Source organism: Brevibacterium sp. Lmc1, assembly GCF_057654315.1.
The window spans coordinates 1988602-2005952 of sequence record NZ_CM172803.1 but is presented as its reverse complement, the minus strand read 5'-3'; the positions used below and the strand labels follow the sequence as shown (position 1 = coordinate 2005952).

The window sequence follows — 17351 nt, the reverse complement described above, 5'->3', positions numbered from 1 at the left end:
GAGTTTGATCACCATGGCACGGACCTCATTCCCATCCGCGACTCAGAAAGAACGCAGATCGGTCTGCGAGGATGACGGCTATGAACTTCTTGTCTCGCGTCATCGTCAACGCCTGTGCGATCTGGGTGGCGGCCTGGATCCTGCCGGGTGTGACGATCACAGGGAACCGGGTCGTCGAGGAGCAGGCCGGCGCCATTCCGGCGATGATCATCTCCTACCTCGTCATCGGCCTCATCTTCGGATTGGCGAATGCCTTCATCAAACCGATCCTCAGCTTCGTCTCGGCTCCGATCACGTGTCTGACCCTGGGACTGTTCTCCATCGTCATCAACGCGATCATGTTGGCGCTGACGAGTTGGCTCAGCGGGTTCACCCCGTTCGAGTTCACCATCGATTCGTTCTTCTTCTCCGCCATCTTCGCCGCGATCATCGTCTCGATCGTCTCGGCTCTGCTCGGTTGGCTGGTCCCGGAGCGAAGCGCCGAACACGACCGGAGATGAGCAAAGTCCTCTACGCGATGTAGACTGTTGCTGAGAGTCAGCTGACCACCAGAAACATCGCCGGAGGAGACCATGTCCGATATCGCCGCCCCGAAGAGAACCCGCAATTCAGCATCGTTCGCCGATGTCATCGTCTTCGTCTTCGCCTTCGCTCTGTTCGTGTTCGGACTCTACCTCTTCGGAGCCTCATTCTCCTCACCTGAGGGAACCGAGTTCTGGGTGTTCTGGGGTGGTCTGCTCGCGTCGTGCTTCGCATTCCTCGTGCCGATTCTCTACCGCTGGGCACGCGACTCCCGCCGCTGATCTCCAACACGGTTGAAGAGAAGGGCCGCTGCGCTGATGCGCAGCGGCCCTTCGTCGATTCACCGTATCTGCCTTCGGCCTGTCACGCGCCGAATCACCGGTCGATTCGCCGGTGGCAGAAATCCATGATCGCCGAGGCGGCCTCCTCCGACCGTTCATAGTGCACGAGGTGGCCCACCCCATCCAATTCCACGAATTCGACGTCGGGGAGCTTCTCCACGAATGCCCGGGTCGGGCCGATCGGGGCAATGGCGTCCTGATCGCCGGCGATGACGAGCGTGGGCATACTCAGGTGGTCGGCCACCTCGGTGACGGTGTGCGCGACGGACGTCGCGAAGGCCTCTGACAGGGACGCGCGGTCAGCGAACGACGAGAAGTGCCGCGAATGCTGATCATGGATGTACGAACGCAGGCCGGGGTCGCGAGTCGTGGCCATGGCCACGCTCATGGCCCGGACGATCACGGGGTTGCTCAGCAGGGAGCGACCGGCTCGCTCGGGCAGCCGCGCACCGAGGGCGTAATAGGCCCGGGTGACCGCGGTGAGGAATCGTGCGGGCCCTTCGAGGGCGGGGCTGGTGATCGGATTGATGAGCACGAGCTCGTCGACGACGTCCCGGTGGGAGGCCGCCAGGTGGCTGACCAGGATCGAACCGAAGGAGTGCCCCACCAGGATCGGTGTCACGCCCCGCTGCCTGCCCACCTCGGCGCGCAAAGCGAGGAGATGATCGACGAAGGCAGAGAGCGACGAACCCGAATCCAGCGGGGCAGTGAGACCGAACCCGGGCAGGTCGGGCACGACCACCTCGCGGTCGGTGATGCTGCCGGCGATGAGGTCCATTCCATGATGATCCCCACGGAAGCCATGCACCATCAGCAGCGGACGCCGACGCCGCTCACCCGGATGGATCCACGCGGCCGTGCTGTGGGAGCCCAGCCGGATGTCGGTCCGCTGTGATTGACGTATCCGCACCTCAGTCGGTTTCGGCGGTGTGCAGTCGACTCACGGCACGTCGGGGCACGACCACCACCGGAACGGGCAGGACACGCAGCAGACGGCGAGCCCTCGCACCGATTGCTACCTTGCCTCCGTGGCCCAAGCGGCTCGATCCGATGAAGGCGAGGTCGCCGGGCTGCCAGTCGATGGTCTCGGCGGCCTCTTCGATATCGGCTCCGGCCTTGGTTCTCACCGTCGCACGGCCAGAGGCCAGCATCTCCGAAGCGTCGTCCGCCAGCACCGCTCCCCCGTACTGTTCGGCGAATTCGGTGATCTCGGCGACCTCGTCGTCATAGAGTCCGTCGTTCTCGATCAGGGACAGCAGTCTGAGATCGACTCCGAGGCCGACAGCCGATTCGATGGCCGCTCCGATGAGTGACGAAGCACCTGGGCGAGCCCCGTAGAGTGCGGTCACCCGCGAGATCGGCCCGATGTCGGACCTGCCCGACGGGGCGAGCACGACGGGCACCGTCGACGAGTGCAGCAGCGACGAAGCGACCGTGCCGATGCGCAGTTGGCGCATCAGTGTGGTGGCCCGTGCACCGATGATGATGCCCAGTGCGCCTTCCTGCTCGGCGACCTCCATGAGGCCCTTGGATTCGTTCGAGGCGATGTGGATGCAGCCTCTGGCGCGGATGTCATCGGGGATGAGTGCCAGGGCTTCGTCCAGCCAATCGTCGATCTGCTGGGCCACGATCCCGGCCCCGTCCTTGGGCACGGCGCTGCCGGCGAGAATCGTCGATGATTCCGGACGGACGATGGTGACCACGAGTTCGACGTCGATGGAACGCGCGATCGAAATGGCCAGCGAGATCGCATCCCGGCCCCGATCCGTGGCGATGTATCCGACGACCAGACGTCTGGTGGTGGCGGTCTCTGACATCCTCAACTCCTCAAGCTGCGTGTCCGACTGATGCACGTCTCTTCCGATTCTACGTCGGCCCAAACAGCGCTTCGACCAACAGTTTTCACGAACCGTCTTTCTCGCCCGAACAGTCGAAGTGAAAATATTTGAGAAAATAATGAACAAAACTCCCACACGCAATGAAAGCTGTGCTAAATTCGACAGTGCAATTACGGATTCGCAGACACCAACCTGATTGCACCTTGACAATAGCGGACGTTGACGCCGTCCCCACGAGATCCACGACCATGAAAGGAGAGCAGTTACGATGATGAATTTTCTTGCAGGCCCTGACCTTCGAACGCCTTGGCATGAATACGCTGCCTGCCCGATTGGCGGACAAGGACTCGTCGGCTGACACAGCCGTCTCCCACGTCTTTTCCACCGGTTGGCTTCCGGCCACCGTTGTCCTCTGAGCCACCGGTTGCCTGATATCCGGCATTCTTCACGCCCGGCTTGTGTCCAGATCACTTTCGGCATCCCTGCTGTGCCTAGCACCGCCAGTTGCCGCACCTGATCCGGCCACTTCACGCCAACATCATTGAGTTCGGTCCGATCTGCTGCATTCGCGAGTGAGCGCCGTACCACCTGGCGCCTTCCGCTGTGCGGCCGACCAGTTCGGATTCATTGCCTATCGTATTCCGTTGCCATATCAGTGAATCTGTCATTGCAATGACCTATTCCCATATTGGCAATTAGCTGCCTTTGTCATATGCACCCTTGCGCAGGCGATTCATTGTCAATGTCACGACTTTTTCGGCAATTGTTTATCTGACCGTCATTCCGGGATATCTCCTGCCCATTTGCGGATATCCCCTGCCCGAAAACCACGAGGAATAATTGTGTCCACCACATTCCCATTCACCTATCCACGACGCTGGGCCCTGAGCACCGGAATGAAGCTCATCCGGTGGGCGCGCCGCCCAGCCCCGACACCCGAGTCTCGCCGCCTGAAGGTTGCCCGTCGTCAGCAGGCTCGCCTGCGCGAACACGCTCGCGAGCAGCGCGTACGTGAACTGCGCGAGCGGGATATCGTGCGCTACCTCAGCCAGGTCCGGCCGTTCATCTGATCCACCGCGGAGAATCCTCGGCGGATAGCTGACTCGCCGCGGCCCGAGTTCATCGGACTCGGGCCGCGGGGTCGGCCCCGATCAGTGCCTGAACACGGGGTTCCAGTATTCCCGCCCTTGTGGCGAGCGTCACTCTCCGCCGATTTGGTCTCTCACCCACACGTGGGTAATATTGATCAGGCAAGCGGGGGTATGGCGCAGTTGGTAGCGCGTCTCCATGGCATGGAGAAGGTCAGGGGTTCGAATCCCCTTACCTCCACCGCTGAAGGGCGGGGATCCAAACAAGGATCCCCGCCCTTCTTGCTACCTGACGGCGGCCCAGCAACCTGGCGCGAGGTTGCTGGGCCGCCGTCAGGTAGTAATTAGGGGCGGGTTTCCAGGGTGAGCAAGGTGCGTTTCTTTCCCTCTCCCCATGCGTAGCCGGTCAGGGATCCGTCCGCTCCGATGACTCGGTGGCAGGGCACGATGATGCTGATGGGGTTCTTTCCGTTGGCGGCCCCCACAGCACGCGCCGCACCGGGTCTTCCCAGCATCTCGGCCAGCTCACCGTAACCTGCTGTGCTGCCAAACGGAATCTGCGTCAGCGCCTGCCACACCGAGCGTTGGAATTCCGTTCCCTTCGCCGCCAAGGGCAGATCGAACTGTGTGCGCTGGCCTGAAAGGTACTCCCCCAGCTGTGCCTCGGCGCGGTGGAAGATCTCCAGGTCGTCTTCCGGAGTCGGTTCGACTCCGAACATTCTGTCGAGTCGAGCATCGATCGCCTCGGAGACCTCGAGATAGAGCCCGGTGAGGTGGGTCCCATCCGAGGTGAGCAGGAGAGGTCCCAGGTCCGTATCGAGGATCGTCGTATATACCGGTGCCGAGGCGGTCGGCAGCTCCATGGCAGCGGTGAACTTCCGTGCGGTGTCGGGTTGGGTCGTTGTCGGCGTGGTCATGTCTGCGTGTCCTTCGTGTCGGTGAGTCATGGGCAGAATCATTCCTTGCTCGGTCTCGGTCGGTCAGGCTGCTGGGCTGCGGGCGTGATGTGCCCACAGCAGGTGGGTCAGGTAGGAGCGCCAGGGACTGCAGTTCATTGCGACCTGTTTCCAATCGACAGGTGCCGCTGAACTCGCGTCGAGATCGGCGATGGTCTTCTTAACGCCGAGGTCTGAGTCCATGAAGACGTCGGGATCTCCGAGGGCGCGCATCCGGATATAGCCGTTGCTCCACGGACCGATTCCGGGCAGTGCCAGCAGATTCCGGCTCGCTTCCTCGCGGTCGCTGCCCGCGCCGAGGTCCACACTGCCCTCGGCCAACGCCTGCGACAGTGTCTGAATCGTCCTGATCCGACTCGAAGGCAACGCCCATTCGGATGCGGGGACAGCGGCGATCGCCTCGGCGGTGGGAAAGACCCTGTCGACTCCGCCGAAGCTCAGCTCCTCCGGCAGTGATTCTCCAACACCTGCGACGAGGCGTTCCAGATGGGTGCGGGCGGCGGCCAAGGAGATCTGCTGTCCGAGGACTGTCCGCAGAGCCAGTTCGACGGGGTCGCTGTGGCCCGGTGAACGAAGTCCTGGATGGTCGTCGACGAGGCGGCGCAGGCCCGCCGACCGCAGTGTATGGGCGATCGCCTCGGGGTCGGCATCGAGGTCGAGGAGGCGCCGGACTCGTGCGACGGCGCTGCCGAGGTCGCGGGTGTCGGCCAGGCGGAGACGGCAGTCAACGAAGTCCCCGTGCCCTTGCCGCACCGTGATCACGGCGGGACCGTGAGCCAGCCGCATCGACCGGGTGTAGGCGCCGTCCGAGACATTTTCGATCCCGGCAACGGCTCGTGCCTCGAAGTACCCCAGCAGATGCGCGAAGTCGAACGGCGGGCGATACGCCAATCGGAGTACGACTTCGTCGGTCACCGAATGTTCGGCACCGTCTCTGCGCAGCTGTCGTGGGCTGATCGAATACATCGTTCGGAAGGTGTCGTTGAACTGTCGGATACTGGAGAAGCCGGCGGCGAAGGCGATCTCGCTCATCGGCATCGAGGTGGCCTCGATGAGTGTCCTGGCAGTGCGTACCCTTTCGGTGCGAGCCAGCGCCAGAGGTCCGGCACCGAGCTCGGCGTGGATGAGGCGCCCGAGTTGGCGAGTGCTGTACCCGAGTTCGGCGGCGAGGGTTGCGACTCCTCCGCGGTCGACGGCACCGTCGCGGATGAGGCGCATGGCTCGGGCCACGACGTCTCCGCGGGTATCCCACTGCGGCGAATTCGGACTGGCATCCGGGCGGCACCGTCGGCAGGCCCGAAAACCGGCGTCTGCCGCGGCCGCGGCCGTGACGAAGAAGTCCACGTTCTCCCGCCGCGGAGTCCTCGCCGGACACGACGGACGGCAGAAGATCCCGGTGGTGCGCACCGCGGTGAAGAACATTCCATCGAAGCGTCGGTCACGGGAAGTGACTGCCTGATAACACTGATCGGAGGTGAACATAGTTCCATTGTCCGCCCCGAGGAGTACGATTACTAGCGGTTTTCGGCCACGGCAGTGGCCGGCACCAGACGAGGCAGGACGCGGACGAGGACGATCAGAACAAGAAGCTCGATGAGGGTCTGCGTCACGACCCCCGCTGGACCGATGCCCTCCCCGGTGATCGCACGAACGATCGGAAGCATGACCAGGGAATTGCGCGTGACGGCGGAGAGGATCACAGCACGTGATCGCCGCGGACCGACGTGCAGAGCCCGCGTGACGCCCCACCCGATCGTGGTCATCACGACAGCGAAGACTGCGAAGACGACGGCCACGGTCCCCAACTGTCCGGCGGAATGGGCGATCCTCGGGGTGACCGAGGCAGTGATGACGAGCAGCGTCAGCGTCATGACCGGATCCATCAGACGTGCGCTCGCGGCGAGGGGCCGGCCCAATCGTGGCGTCCGGCGGGCAAGTCGACGAACGACGACGGCGGCCGTAAGAGGAATGATGATGAACAGCACCAGCGCGCCGACGAGCGGACGAACAGGCAGATCGATGCTCAGCCGCCCTCCGGTGACCGCCCACAGCATCACGGGCAGCAACAGCAGCTGAGCGATCATGAGCATGGGAGTGAGCATCAGCAGGCGATCGGCGGCGCCTCCTGCAGCACGTGTGAACGCTATGACGTAGTCGATGCAGGGACACAGCAGCACGATGAGCACAGCCGGCAGCAGCGGATCAGCGATGTCGAAGACCGATATGAGACCGGCGACGACCAGCGGGACGATGAGGAAGTTCAAGGCCGCCGTCACAGCAAGAAGAGGCAGATCGCGAACCGCACGCAATCCCGTTTCGAAAGGGATGTCGAGGAACGTGAGGAAGAGCAGAGCGATGAGGCACGACGTCAGGGCGGTTTCGGCCAGAGCGGCGAATCCGGAGATTCCCGCACCGAGGATGACGCCGAGCACGGCACCGCCGAACCACCAGAGCGTCTGCGTCGAGGGGCGCCGAACGGCGTCCGAACTCGTCTGAGCCGATGGCTTGTCACGTCCGGACTCCGGGTGGGAAGGAGGCACAGCCGGTCGGCCGTTCAGTCGGCTTCGGGCCAGTAGTGGGAGTCCGGCAGCGCTCGTCGACCGAAGATGGCCTGCCCCACACGGACGCAGTCTGCGCCCTCTTCGATGGCCACTTCGAAGTCACCAGACATGCCCATCGACAGCCGCCCCAGGCCGAGAAGGTCAGGATCGGTTTCGCGAACCTGGTCGCGCAGACCGCGCAGAAGCTGGAAGCAGGGACGGACACGGTCGATATCCGAAGAGAAGACTGCCAAAGTCATCAGTCCCTGGACCTTGAGAGTCTCGAAGGCTCGCACCTCCTTGAGGAAGTCGAGGAGCTCTTCCGGCGGCATGCCGAATTTGGAGTCCTCAGAGGAGGTGTTGACCTGGACATACACGTCGAGGCTGCGTCCTTCCGCTTCGAGTCGACGGTCGAGGGCTCTGGCGACCTTGAGTCGGTCGAGCGCCTGGAATTCGCTGGCGAACTTCGCCACGTCCTTGGCTTTATTCGACTGGAGGTGCCCGATCACAGCCCAATCGATGTCGAGGTCGGCCATCTCCTCGGATTTGCGGTGGGCCTCCTGAACCTTGTTCTCACCCAACTTCGCACAACCGGCGGCAACGGCGAGGCGGATGCGTTCCTGGGGTACGGTCTTGCTCACTGGAAGCAGCTCGATGTCGGCGCGGTCCCGGCCGGCGCGCTCGGCGGCAGCGGCGATCCGGCGCTTCACCTCGGCGATATTGGCTCGGAACTCCCCGACGGTCGTCGCCGTCGAGTACTGCCCATCGTGACTGAGTCCGCTGTCGTCTCCCATACGGTCATCGTACTCAGGTTTTCCCTGCGTGCCCGCGATGTTCACGCCACGATGCGGGCCCGGTCGGTCGGTCCACGTCCGGTCATCGATTTGGCTTCCTCCCAGGCTGCGGCCAGTCGCGGCCCCACATGCTGCAGTTCGCTCTCCGTCACCGTATAGGGCAGGCGCACCCACCGATCGAGTCCACCGGCGGGGGCGAAGTTCGGTCCTGCGACGAGGCGGAGACCATGGTTTCTCGCGGCGATCGAGAGTACCCCGGAACGTGCCTCCGGCAGTTCGGCCCACAGCGCCATTCCACCGGAGGGGACGATGAGCTTCCACTCTGGCAGCAATGACCTCACCTGTGCGGCGAGCAGGTCTCGGGCGGCTCTGAGCCGGGAGCGGCAGTCGGCGACGACAGCATCGTGATTGCTCATGAGTTCGACCGTGACGAGCTGTTCGAGGACCGGTGCTCCCAGGTCGAGTCCGAGCCGGGAGGACGCGAAATGACCGATCCGGTGGCGGGGAATGCGCATCCATCCGATGCGCAGACCTCCCCAATAGATCTTGCTCACACTGCCCACTGTCACCGCGTCCGTGATCAGCGCGGACATCGGAGTGGCCATCCTGCCGTCCTCGAGTTCCAGTTCGACGAGGGATTCGTCGAAGACGGGGACGACTCGATGCCGACGAAGAGCCTCCGCGAGCTCACTGCGCTGGGCTTCGGGCAGCAGTGCGCCGGTCGGATTGTGGAAGTCGGGGATGAGATAGGCGCTGCGCGGACGTGTCTGTCCCATCAGCTGCTCCATGGCGTCGATGTCCCAATGATGCCCCTGAGTTCCGAACTCGAGGGGGTAGGTCACGAGAGCGGCGCCCGCGCCTTCGAGTGTGGCGATCGCATTCGGATAGGTGGGGCTTTCGATGAGCACCCGCGAGGTCGACCGTGCCCCGCCGAGGCGCGCGGACTCATGCGGTTCGACGTCGAGGAGGGCGCGGACGGCGATGGCCGCACCGCCGAGTGCCCCAGAGGTGATGAGGATCTGATCAGGGTCGGTCGGGGCGCCGCGCCGGGTATAGCGATCGGCGATGATCTCCCGCAGCACCGGCAACCCGGAAGGATAGTACCCGGTGCCGGGCAGGTAGGCACCCAAACGTGACAGTGCCCGATCGTAGGCGTCGAGGATATCCGGAGGTGCGACCGGAGCGGTGCACGTGAGATCGACCTCCGACTCGTCGCCGCCGGCAGGTGAGAGCAGGTGGTCGATACGGCCGCCCGGGACGCTGGGCAGCTGAACGATGCTGCCGGAGCCTCGGCGAGTGAGAATGTATTCCTGTTCCCGCAGCTGAGCGTACGCCCGTCCCGTCGTCGTCCGCGAGAGACCGGAGGCGGCTGCGAGTTCGCGTTCGCTCGGCAGCCTCGTGCCGACCGGGAGTCGTCCGTCGGTGATCGCCGCGGCCACTGCGGCAGCCAGCGATTCGTATGCGGGCGCCTTCCACGGTCCGTCTCCGATGATGCCGATGAGTCGTTTGGCTCCCAGGACCGGTGTGCTCATGGTTCTGACCTCATGGGACCACTTTCCACGAAGTGGCTATATCGCACAAGACCAATTTCGGTCATGATGGAAATGTCCCTCTGATCGCACCCTCAGAAAGCCACCACATGACGAAGATGAGAGCCCCGAGGCGTCAACTGGCCAACGTCGGTCCCATCGCTCAGCTGCGCGGCGGACGGCTGTGGCGGCGTCTCCCCCAGCTGATCCTCGGCCTCTACCTCTTCGGTGCCTCGATGGCGATGATGGTCAACGCCGGCTTGGGCATGATGCCGTGGGACGTCCTCCACTCCGGCATTCAGAAGCACGTGCCGCTGACCTTCGGCACCATCATCACGATTCTCGCGTTCCTCGTGCTCCTCATCTGGATCCCGCTGCGCCAGCAGCCGGGGATCGGCACGATTCTCAATGCCCTCCTCGTCGGGCCGGCGCTCGACCTCACCCGCCTGTTCCTGCCCCGGCCCGAAGAACTCGGGTGGAACATCGCGCTCATGGTCACGGGCGTCGTCCTCAACGGGGCCGCCTCGGCGATGTACATCGGCTCCCAATTCGGGCCGGGCCCCCGCGATGGGCTGATGACCGGGCTCTCCCGCGTGACCGGACGCTCGATCCGACTGGTGCGCACCCTCATCGAAGTCAGCGTCGTCGCCGTGGGCTGGCTTCTCGGCGGAGTCGTCGGGGTCGGCACAGTCCTCTATGCCTTGGGGATCGGCCCGATCACCCAGGCTCTGCTTCCCGCCTTCACCGTCGAACTCCGTCCCCGGTCGAAGCCGACGACCGCCGCCGAGGATGCACCCGAAGACTGAGCGACCGTCACCTCTGCGGGGCCCTCAGAAGATCGAGGACCTCAGTGAAGGACGGATCGAACGCATCCATTCACTCCATCGAATCGAGGATGTCGGTGAGATCGTCGAACGTCGTCAGCGGATTGACGATCGCGAACCTGGCATTCGGCCGCCCCTGGTGCGAGCTCGGGACGACGAAAGCGCGCTGGTCCTCGAGCAGACGATCCGACCATGCGTCATAATCCGACCGCTGCCAACCGTCGCGTTCGAACACGACGACCGAGAGTTCGGGTTCGCGCACGAGCCGCAGATGCTCTCGATGCTTGATCTCCGTGGCGATCTCACGCGCCAGATCGATCGAATGGCCGATCGCCTCCCGATACGTTTCGACACCATAGCTGGCCAGCGAATACCACAGCGGCAGCCCACGCGGTCGCCGCGTCAGCTGGATGGCGAAGTCTGAGGGGCTCCAATCCTGAGCGTCGGTGAGCGTATCGAGATATTCGGCCTTCTGCGTGTGCGCTCGCCTCCCCGAATTCGGATCGCGGTAGATGAGCGCACAGGCGTCGAAGGGAGCGAAGAGCCATTTGTGAGGGTCGACGATGAGCGAATCGGCCTTCTCCACTCCGGCGAACTTGTGGCGTGCCTGCGGCGAGAGCATCGCGGCCAGACCGTAGGCGCCGTCGATGTGGAGCCAGAAGTCGAACTCGTCCTTGAGAGCGGCGATGCCGGCGATGTCATCGATGGTGCCGAAGTTCGTCGTCCCCGAGGTGGCGACCACCGCGATCACGGCGTCCCCGTGTTCGAGCAGGGCCTCACGCACGCCGTCGGGACGCAGGATCCCGTCCTCGCCGGTGGCCACCGGGGCGACATCGACATCCATGACCTCGGCAGCGGAGGCGACCGAGGAGTGGGCTTCGGCGCTGCACACGATCACCCAGCGTCCCGGCCGAGTCTCACCGAGCTTCTCCTTCTGTGCGTTGCGGGCGGCGACGAGAGCTGAGAGGTTGCCGATCGTACCTCCTTGGACGAAGACTCCCCCGGCTCCAGCGGGCAGCCCGAACTCTCCCGCCAGCCAGCGCAGGACTTCGTTCTCTGCATGGACGACTCCGGCACCTTCGAGCCACGAACCGCCGTAGAGAGCGCTGGCGGAGACGACCAGATCGAAGGCGACAGCCGCCTTCGTGGGAGCGCTGGGGATGAACGACAGGTACTTCGGATGGTCGGTGGAGATACAGGCCGGAGCAAAGATGTGCTCGAAGATCGCCAGCGCCCGAGCTGATCCCAGCCCCTCCTCGGTGACGGTGGGACCGGCCAGTCGACGCAGCTCGGCTTCCGAGGTCGGATGGTCGAGCGGGGTGTCCTCGGCCAGAGTCCGACGACGCGAGTACTCGAGCACGAGATTCACGAGGTTTCGGGTCTCATCGGAGACGACGTGCATGCGGGAATGAAGACTGTCGGTCATTGGGGCTCCTCGGCGCGGTCGATGGTGATGGGGATCGCCCACCGATAACGAGACTAACCGCATAGAACCGATTTGTGGTGCCTCGGACGGTTCGGATCGACACGAATTCTTCTCCATGGCCACTGATCGCAAGTTCTGACTCTTATTCATATTTACTTGCGAGCGGACTTGTTGCTGAGGTAGGTTCGGCACCATGACAGGAGGGCAGACGACCGAAGCCGGGGATCATTCCCGCGGCACGATCGACAGGGGCTCCGAGGCCACCGGACTCCGCGTCCGGGACGCCATCCGGCAGTCCGGATTGAAGCAGCGCAAGATCGCCTCTGTGATCGGCATCGACGAGACGAAGCTGTCCAAGGCGCTGTCAGGTCGCCGCCGCTTCACTGCCGATGAGCTCCTCGGCGTGGCCACCGCCACAGGTGTGACCGTCCGGTGGCTACTCGGCGACGAGTCCCAGGTCTCCGCGCTTCCGCCGAACCCAGCAGCCGCGGCAGTCAGCGACGACGACGCCAACCCGAGACGCACGATCGCCGAGACGGCGTGGACGCTGTTCGGCCGGTACGGCTTCGACGCGGTGCGCATCGCCGATATCGCGGCGGCGTCCGGGGTCTCGGCGCCGAGCATCCATTACTACTTCGCCAACAAATCCGAGCTCTTCGATGCCGCTCTCGACTATTCGGTCAAACTCGCCTTCGACCGTCAGATCGCGTGGCTCGACGACATCGCGGACCCCGCGCAGAGACTCGAAAGTCTGCTGAAGCTGCAGTCCCCACTGGGACGCACGGAACGCGGCGAATGGTCGATCTGGCTGCAGACGTGGACTCGAATGGCCCTCGAAGGTTCGGCTCTGTCGAACTATCCGCTCAGCTACGAACGCTGGTCGCGCACCGTCCAGACGACGCTCGAGGACGGTCAGCGCACCGGCTGCTTCCGAGGCGGTGATCCACGTGCCATGGCCGACGAACTCACCTCCCTCCTCGACGGACTCGGAATCAAGGTGCTCACCGGGGTGATGGACACCGAGACCTTCTCCCGGCGTCTGCGCTCCTACCTCGATCGCGCCATCATGCATCCCACAGAACCCACAACCGCAACAACCGCCGATCGACTGAAGGAGTCATCATGAACCGCAAGGTCATCCTCACCTGTGCCGTCACAGGAGCCGGGGACACCACCGGCAAGAGCGAACACGTTCCCGTCAGCCCCGAAGAGATTGCGAACGATGCCATTGCGGCGGCCCGCGCCGGGGCGTCGGTGGTCCATATCCATGTCCGCGACCTCGAGACGAAACAGGGTTCGCGCGAAGTCGCCTACTACCGCGAAGTGGTTCGCAGCATCCGCGCCTCCGACGTCGACCCGGTCATCAACCTCACCGCCGGGATGGGCGGCGACCTCGTCATCGATCCGCAGGATCCGCTGACCACGATGCCGGGCACCGATCTCATCAACGCCCTGGACCGACTCCCCCACGTCGAGGAGCTGCTGCCCGAGATCTGCACGATCGACTGCGGCAGCCTCAACTTCGGCGAAGGTTCGAACCTCTATGTCTCGACCCCCGACATGCTGCGCGAAGGGTCGAAGCGCATCCAGACTCTGGGAGTGCGTCCCGAAATGGAGATCTTCGACACCGGCAATCTGTGGTTCGCCAATGTGCTGGTCGAGGAGGGACTCATCGACGCCCCGCCCCTGTACCAGCTGTGCATGGGCATCCCTTACGGTGCTCCGGCCGATCCTGGCCTCTTGGCTGCAATGGTGAACATGCTGCCCAAAGGTGCGCAGTTCACGTCATTTGCCATCGGTGCCAACCAGCTGCCGTGGGTGGCCCACTCCGTGCTCGCCGGTGGTCATGCCCGCGTGGGACTCGAGGACAACCTCTACATGTCCAAGGGCGTCAAGGCCACGAACGCCGATCTCACCGCTCGTGCCGTCGACATCATCACCGGCCTCGGCGCATCCGTGGCCACTCCTGACGAGGCCCGCGAGATCCTCGATCTGCGCGTGCAGACACCGACCATCACCGGAGGCGATCTGTGAACGATTCCACCCCCGCCGCGCCCCTTCCCGACACGCCGGAGTTCCTCGGCTTCGACGCGATCGACACCATCACCTGCGTCGGCGCTGGAACGATCGGCGGCGGCTGGGCCGCATACTTCCTCGCACAGGGCTACCGGGTGAAGATCTGGGACCCGGCTCCGGACGCCGGCGAGAAATTCGCGCGCCTCCTCGATGCGGCTTGGCCGGCCCTGGCCGAACTCGACATGGTCGAGTCAGCCGACCGCACCGCTTGGTCGATGCACACCGACCTCGCCGAGGCGGTCGCCGGCACCGGATTCGTCCAGGAGTCCGCACCCGAGGACCTCGCCCTCAAGCGCGGACTGCTCGCCCAGATCGACGAGGTGTGCCCACTGAATATCGTGATCAGCTCGTCGACCTCGGGATACAGCATGACCGAAATGGCCACCGAGGCGGCCCACCCCGAGCGCCTCGTCGTCGGCCACCCATTCAACCCGCCCTACCTCATCCCCTTGGTCGAGGTCGTCGGCGGCCGGTCCACATCGGCCGCTGCTGTCGACTGGGCCGCCGACTTCTTCAGCCATATCGGCAAATCCGTCATCCGCATGGACCGTGAAGTCCCCGGATTCATCGCCAACCGACTGCAGGAAGCTCAGTGGCGCGAGGCCCTGTACATGGTCGAGCAGGACGAGGCCACGGTCGAGCAGATCGACCGCTCGATCACCGATGGCCCTGGTCTGCGGTGGCCGTTCCAGGGGCCGATGCTCACCTTCCACCTCGCCGGCGGCGAGGGCGGAATGGCGCATATGCTCGACCATTTCGGCCCCTCGCTGAAGTCTCCGTGGACGCGGCTGACCGCTCCGGAGCTCAGTCAACGGCTGCGTGATGATGTCGTGGCCGGCTGCGATATCGAGGCCGGTGACCGCTCCATCGCCGACCTCGTGGCGCATCGTGATGCCGGAATCATCGCCCTGCGTCGGCTCACCGACCAGTTGGCCACCACCACGGCAGGCTCCGGTGACGGTGAGTCTGCGGACGGCGTGGCAGGCGCTCCTCCCTCCTCTGCTGCTCCCCCGACGTCCGCACCGATGTCAAGGGTCGCCTCGGCGACGACACTCGGGTCATACAGCACCGAAGTCGTGTCCGAGTGGATCGATTACAACGGGCACATGTCCGAAGCTTTCTACGTCCTCGTGTTCGGTTTCGCCACCGATCAGGTGATGGATCAGCTCGGCCTCGATGCCGCCTACCGGGAAAGCGCGAAGGCGTCCCTGTACACCGTCGAATCCCATATCCGCTACCTCGACGAGGCGGCCCTCGGCGACCGACTCACCGTCGTCCCGCACCTCGTGAGTGTGGGTGAGAAGAAGCTGCACCTGGCCTATGAGATGTACGTCGATGAGCGCCTCGTATCGACCGAGGAGATCATGGCCCTCCACGTCGACCAGGCGGAGGACCGAGTCGTGCCCTTCCCGGACACAGTGGCGGAACGGATCTCACAGATCGACATGGAGCGCCCGGATTGGGTGGGTCGGGCGATCGGCTGAAGTACGTCAGGAATCAAGAAGCCGGCACCGCCTCGTGCCGCTATTCTGAAAGTCATTGGTTCAACAGAAGCCGAGTGTCCCGACCCGAGCATCCGTACTTTGAGGAGTCACCATGACCGCCACGACTGCCGACGTCACTTTCACTGCGAACGCCGAGCTGCTCTTCGACCGGCCGATTCTGCGCCTGCCTCAGGACGCCAGCGATCAGCTGCCCTCACGCGGCCAGGTCGCAGTCACGGGCACCCTCGACGGCACCGAATTCAGCACTGTCATCGAACCCGACGGACGTCGCGGTCATTGGATCAGTCTCGATGACGACCAGTGGGAGAAGCTTGGGAAGAGAGAAGGAGCGGGGATCGAGGTCGGCCTGACGCCGACGAAGAACTGGCCGGAGGTGACGGTTCCCTCAGACCTCCGTGCGGCGCTCGACGGTGCCGGTGATCTCGACGATGTCTGGGCCGGACTCACGCCGATGGCCCGGTGGGAATGGGTGCGCTGGATCAAGTCGACGAAGAACGCCGATACACGGGCACGCCGTGTCGACGTCGCAATCTCGAAGCTCGAGTCCGGCAAACGTCGTCCCTGCTGCTTCGATCTGTCCTCATGTACGGACCCGGAACTGTCGAAGAGCGGAAAGCTGCTCGGGCTGGCCTGAGCCAGAGCTCATCCGACCGACGAGTCGGATGAGCTTCAGTCCGGCTGCGGAGCCCGCAGCACGGCACGTGAGGGGTGCACAGTCAGCGTCAGTCCTGCTCCAAGCACGGAGACGACCGCGGCGGCCGCGAAGAGCAGCCAGAACCCACCGACCAAGGCAACGAGCCCGGCGCCCAGGAGCGGACCGATCAGCTGGCCGAGGTTCGCGGAACTGTTGACGAGACTGAGGTCGCGAGCATGGTCGTCCGGGTCGAGCAGAAGGTCCGTGGCCAGGGCGAGACTGACCGCCATGTAGGCTCCGTATCCGGCACCCATGACTCCGGCCGCCACTGCTGTCATGGTGAAGTTCGGGCTGATGAGGATGATGATTCCCGAACAGGCCTGGACGAGTGCGGCGATGACTGTCCAGAAGCGTCGGCTGCCTCGTCTGTCCGTGACCATGCCGACGAGGATCGAGGCCGCCACCACGAAGACCGTGTAGATGACGATGAGGATGAGCAGGCGGTTCTCGGCGTCGGCGGCGGGGATCATGATCCCGTAGAGCAGGAAGAACAGCAGCAGCGACGTTCCGAACGAATTGCCGACGTTGACGATGAAGCGACTGAGGAGCAGGCGGGTGAAGCTCGGGTCGACAAGTGAGGATACCCGCGGCCGAATGAGATCACGACGGGCATGGAACTCGAGCACGGCGGCATGCGGCAGCGGCGGATCGGGCAGCAGCAGCGCAGTGACCGTGCCGATGACGAGGATGAAGCAGGCCAGCACCGCATAGGATGCGCCGGCGCTCAGGCCGAGCAGCACGATTGTGGCGACGCCGACGACGACGCCGACGGCTTGAGCCGAGCTGGCCGCAGCGGACGCTGCACCGCGCTGGTCATCGAGCTGATCGGCGATGAGTGCAGTCAGCGCCGAAGAAGCCACGGATACGCCGACCGAGGTGACCGCCCACGCCGCCCCGACCAGCAGGGGTCCTTCCGCGCTGCCGGTGAGGACGAGACCGAGTGCGGCGAGCACCGATCCTCCGATCGCCCAAGGACGTCTCCGACCGTACCGCGAACGGGTGCGGTCAGAGAGCCGACCGGCCACGGGGGCGGCAGCGATACCTGCCAGGCCGCCGGCCGAGAGGACGAGTCCGGACCAGACGACTCCGTCGATCCAGTGTCCGCTCTGAGTGTCGAGCTGAAGTGGCAGGAGGAGTTGGATCGGTGTCAGCTGAACCGTCCAGATCGCCAACCAGGCGAGTGTGAACCACACCATCCACCCAACCGATACACGTACT

General features: G+C 64.3%; 17 protein-coding genes and 1 tRNA gene. 9 read left to right on the top strand and 9 right to left on the bottom strand.

Going from position 1 to position 17351, the window contains the following annotated elements; genetic code table 11:
• Positions 1-80 precede the first annotated feature (80 nt).
• Both AC239G_RS08940 and AC239G_RS08935 read left to right on the top strand, forming a co-directional pair.
• Positions 81-500, top strand: coding sequence for a phage holin family protein (locus AC239G_RS08940; protein WP_039210811.1), 420 nt, complete (start codon positions 81-83; stop codon positions 498-500).
• A gap of 72 nt (positions 501-572) precedes the next feature.
• Positions 573-803, top strand: coding sequence for a hypothetical protein (locus tag AC239G_RS08935; protein ID WP_139467084.1), 231 nt, complete (start codon positions 573-575; stop codon positions 801-803).
• A 94-nt stretch (positions 804-897) separates the two neighbouring features.
• Here the strand turns inward: AC239G_RS08935 and AC239G_RS08930 are convergent, their stop codons facing one another.
• Positions 898-1641: an alpha/beta fold hydrolase gene (locus tag AC239G_RS08930; protein WP_229663913.1), complete on the bottom strand. Its 744-nt coding sequence runs from the start codon at positions 1639-1641 to the stop codon at positions 898-900.
• A 133-nt stretch (positions 1642-1774) separates the two neighbouring features.
• Positions 1775-2680, bottom strand: coding sequence for a universal stress protein (locus tag AC239G_RS08925; RefSeq protein WP_139467079.1), 906 nt, complete (start codon positions 2678-2680; stop codon positions 1775-1777).
• Positions 2681-3543: 863 nt separating this feature from the next.
• On the opposite strand from AC239G_RS08925, the gene AC239G_RS08920 reads away from it, so the two are divergent.
• Together AC239G_RS08920 and AC239G_RS08915 are read left to right on the top strand one after the other, a co-directional pair.
• Entirely contained in the window at positions 3544-3771 is a 228-nt protein-coding gene (locus AC239G_RS08920) for a hypothetical protein (protein ID WP_139467077.1), read from the top strand.
• 186 nt (positions 3772-3957) lie between these two features.
• A tRNA-Ala gene (locus AC239G_RS08915) sits at positions 3958-4030 on the top strand.
• Between the two features lie 103 nt (positions 4031-4133).
• On the opposite strand, the gene AC239G_RS08910 is transcribed toward AC239G_RS08915, so the two are convergent.
• From AC239G_RS08910 to yczR, 5 genes are all read right to left on the bottom strand, one after another.
• Complete coding sequence (locus AC239G_RS08910; RefSeq protein WP_318278508.1) at positions 4134-4706, bottom strand: methylated-DNA--[protein]-cysteine S-methyltransferase; 573 nt, start codon at positions 4704-4706, stop codon at positions 4134-4136.
• A gap of 63 nt (positions 4707-4769) precedes the next feature.
• Positions 4770-6167 (bottom strand): DNA-3-methyladenine glycosylase 2 family protein, encoded by a 1398-nt coding sequence (locus AC239G_RS08905; RefSeq protein ID WP_482401722.1) that lies wholly within the window; start codon positions 6165-6167, stop codon positions 4770-4772.
• A 92-nt stretch (positions 6168-6259) separates the two neighbouring features.
• Entirely contained in the window at positions 6260-7285 is a 1026-nt protein-coding gene (locus AC239G_RS08900) for an arsenic resistance protein (protein ID WP_172169308.1), read from the bottom strand.
• Positions 7286-7299: 14 nt separating this feature from the next.
• On the bottom strand, positions 7300-8079 hold the full coding sequence (locus AC239G_RS08895; RefSeq protein WP_139467073.1) for a YggS family pyridoxal phosphate-dependent enzyme: 780 nt from the start codon (positions 8077-8079) through the stop codon (positions 7300-7302).
• A 41-nt stretch (positions 8080-8120) separates the two neighbouring features.
• Positions 8121-9611 carry a MocR-like transcription factor YczR gene (yczR, locus tag AC239G_RS08890; protein ID WP_487490071.1) on the bottom strand — a complete coding sequence of 497 codons (1491 nt, stop codon included), beginning with the start codon at positions 9609-9611 and terminating at the stop codon, positions 8121-8123.
• Between the two features lie 107 nt (positions 9612-9718).
• Between yczR and yczE the strand changes: the two genes are divergently transcribed.
• Positions 9719-10414, top strand: coding sequence for a membrane protein YczE (yczE, locus tag AC239G_RS08885; RefSeq protein WP_139467070.1), 696 nt, complete (start codon positions 9719-9721; stop codon positions 10412-10414).
• A gap of 70 nt (positions 10415-10484) precedes the next feature.
• Here yczE and AC239G_RS08880 read toward each other — a convergent pair whose 3' ends face one another.
• Positions 10485-11858 carry a pyridoxal phosphate-dependent decarboxylase family protein gene (locus tag AC239G_RS08880; RefSeq protein WP_487490070.1) on the bottom strand — a complete coding sequence of 458 codons (1374 nt, stop codon included), beginning with the start codon at positions 11856-11858 and terminating at the stop codon, positions 10485-10487.
• A gap of 193 nt (positions 11859-12051) precedes the next feature.
• Here AC239G_RS08880 and AC239G_RS08875 point away from each other — a divergent pair, with 193 nt between their 5' ends.
• The 4 genes from AC239G_RS08875 to AC239G_RS08860 all read left to right on the top strand — a co-directional run bounded on the left by AC239G_RS08875 (position 12052) and on the right by AC239G_RS08860 (position 16073).
• Entirely contained in the window at positions 12052-12984 is a 933-nt protein-coding gene (locus AC239G_RS08875; RefSeq protein ID WP_487490069.1) for a TetR family transcriptional regulator C-terminal domain-containing protein, read from the top strand.
• Positions 12981-13892 (top strand): beta-keto acid cleavage family enzyme, encoded by a 912-nt coding sequence (locus AC239G_RS08870; protein WP_139907972.1) that lies wholly within the window; start codon positions 12981-12983, stop codon positions 13890-13892. The genes AC239G_RS08875 and AC239G_RS08870 overlap by 4 nt, the downstream gene beginning before the upstream one ends.
• The gene (locus tag AC239G_RS08865) at positions 13889-15418 is read left to right on the top strand and encodes a 3-hydroxyacyl-CoA dehydrogenase NAD-binding domain-containing protein (RefSeq protein ID WP_487490068.1); all 1530 of its coding nucleotides are present in this window, start codon (positions 13889-13891) and stop codon (positions 15416-15418) included. The genes AC239G_RS08870 and AC239G_RS08865 overlap by 4 nt, the downstream gene beginning before the upstream one ends.
• 112 nt (positions 15419-15530) lie before the next feature.
• Positions 15531-16073, top strand: coding sequence for a YdeI/OmpD-associated family protein (locus AC239G_RS08860; RefSeq protein WP_139907970.1), 543 nt, complete (start codon positions 15531-15533; stop codon positions 16071-16073).
• A gap of 35 nt (positions 16074-16108) precedes the next feature.
• Here the strand turns inward: AC239G_RS08860 and AC239G_RS08855 are convergent, their stop codons facing one another.
• A complete protein-coding gene (locus AC239G_RS08855) occupies positions 16109-17329 on the bottom strand; it encodes an MFS transporter (protein ID WP_487490067.1) in 1221 nt (406 codons plus the stop codon).
• Positions 17330-17351 lie beyond the last annotated feature (22 nt).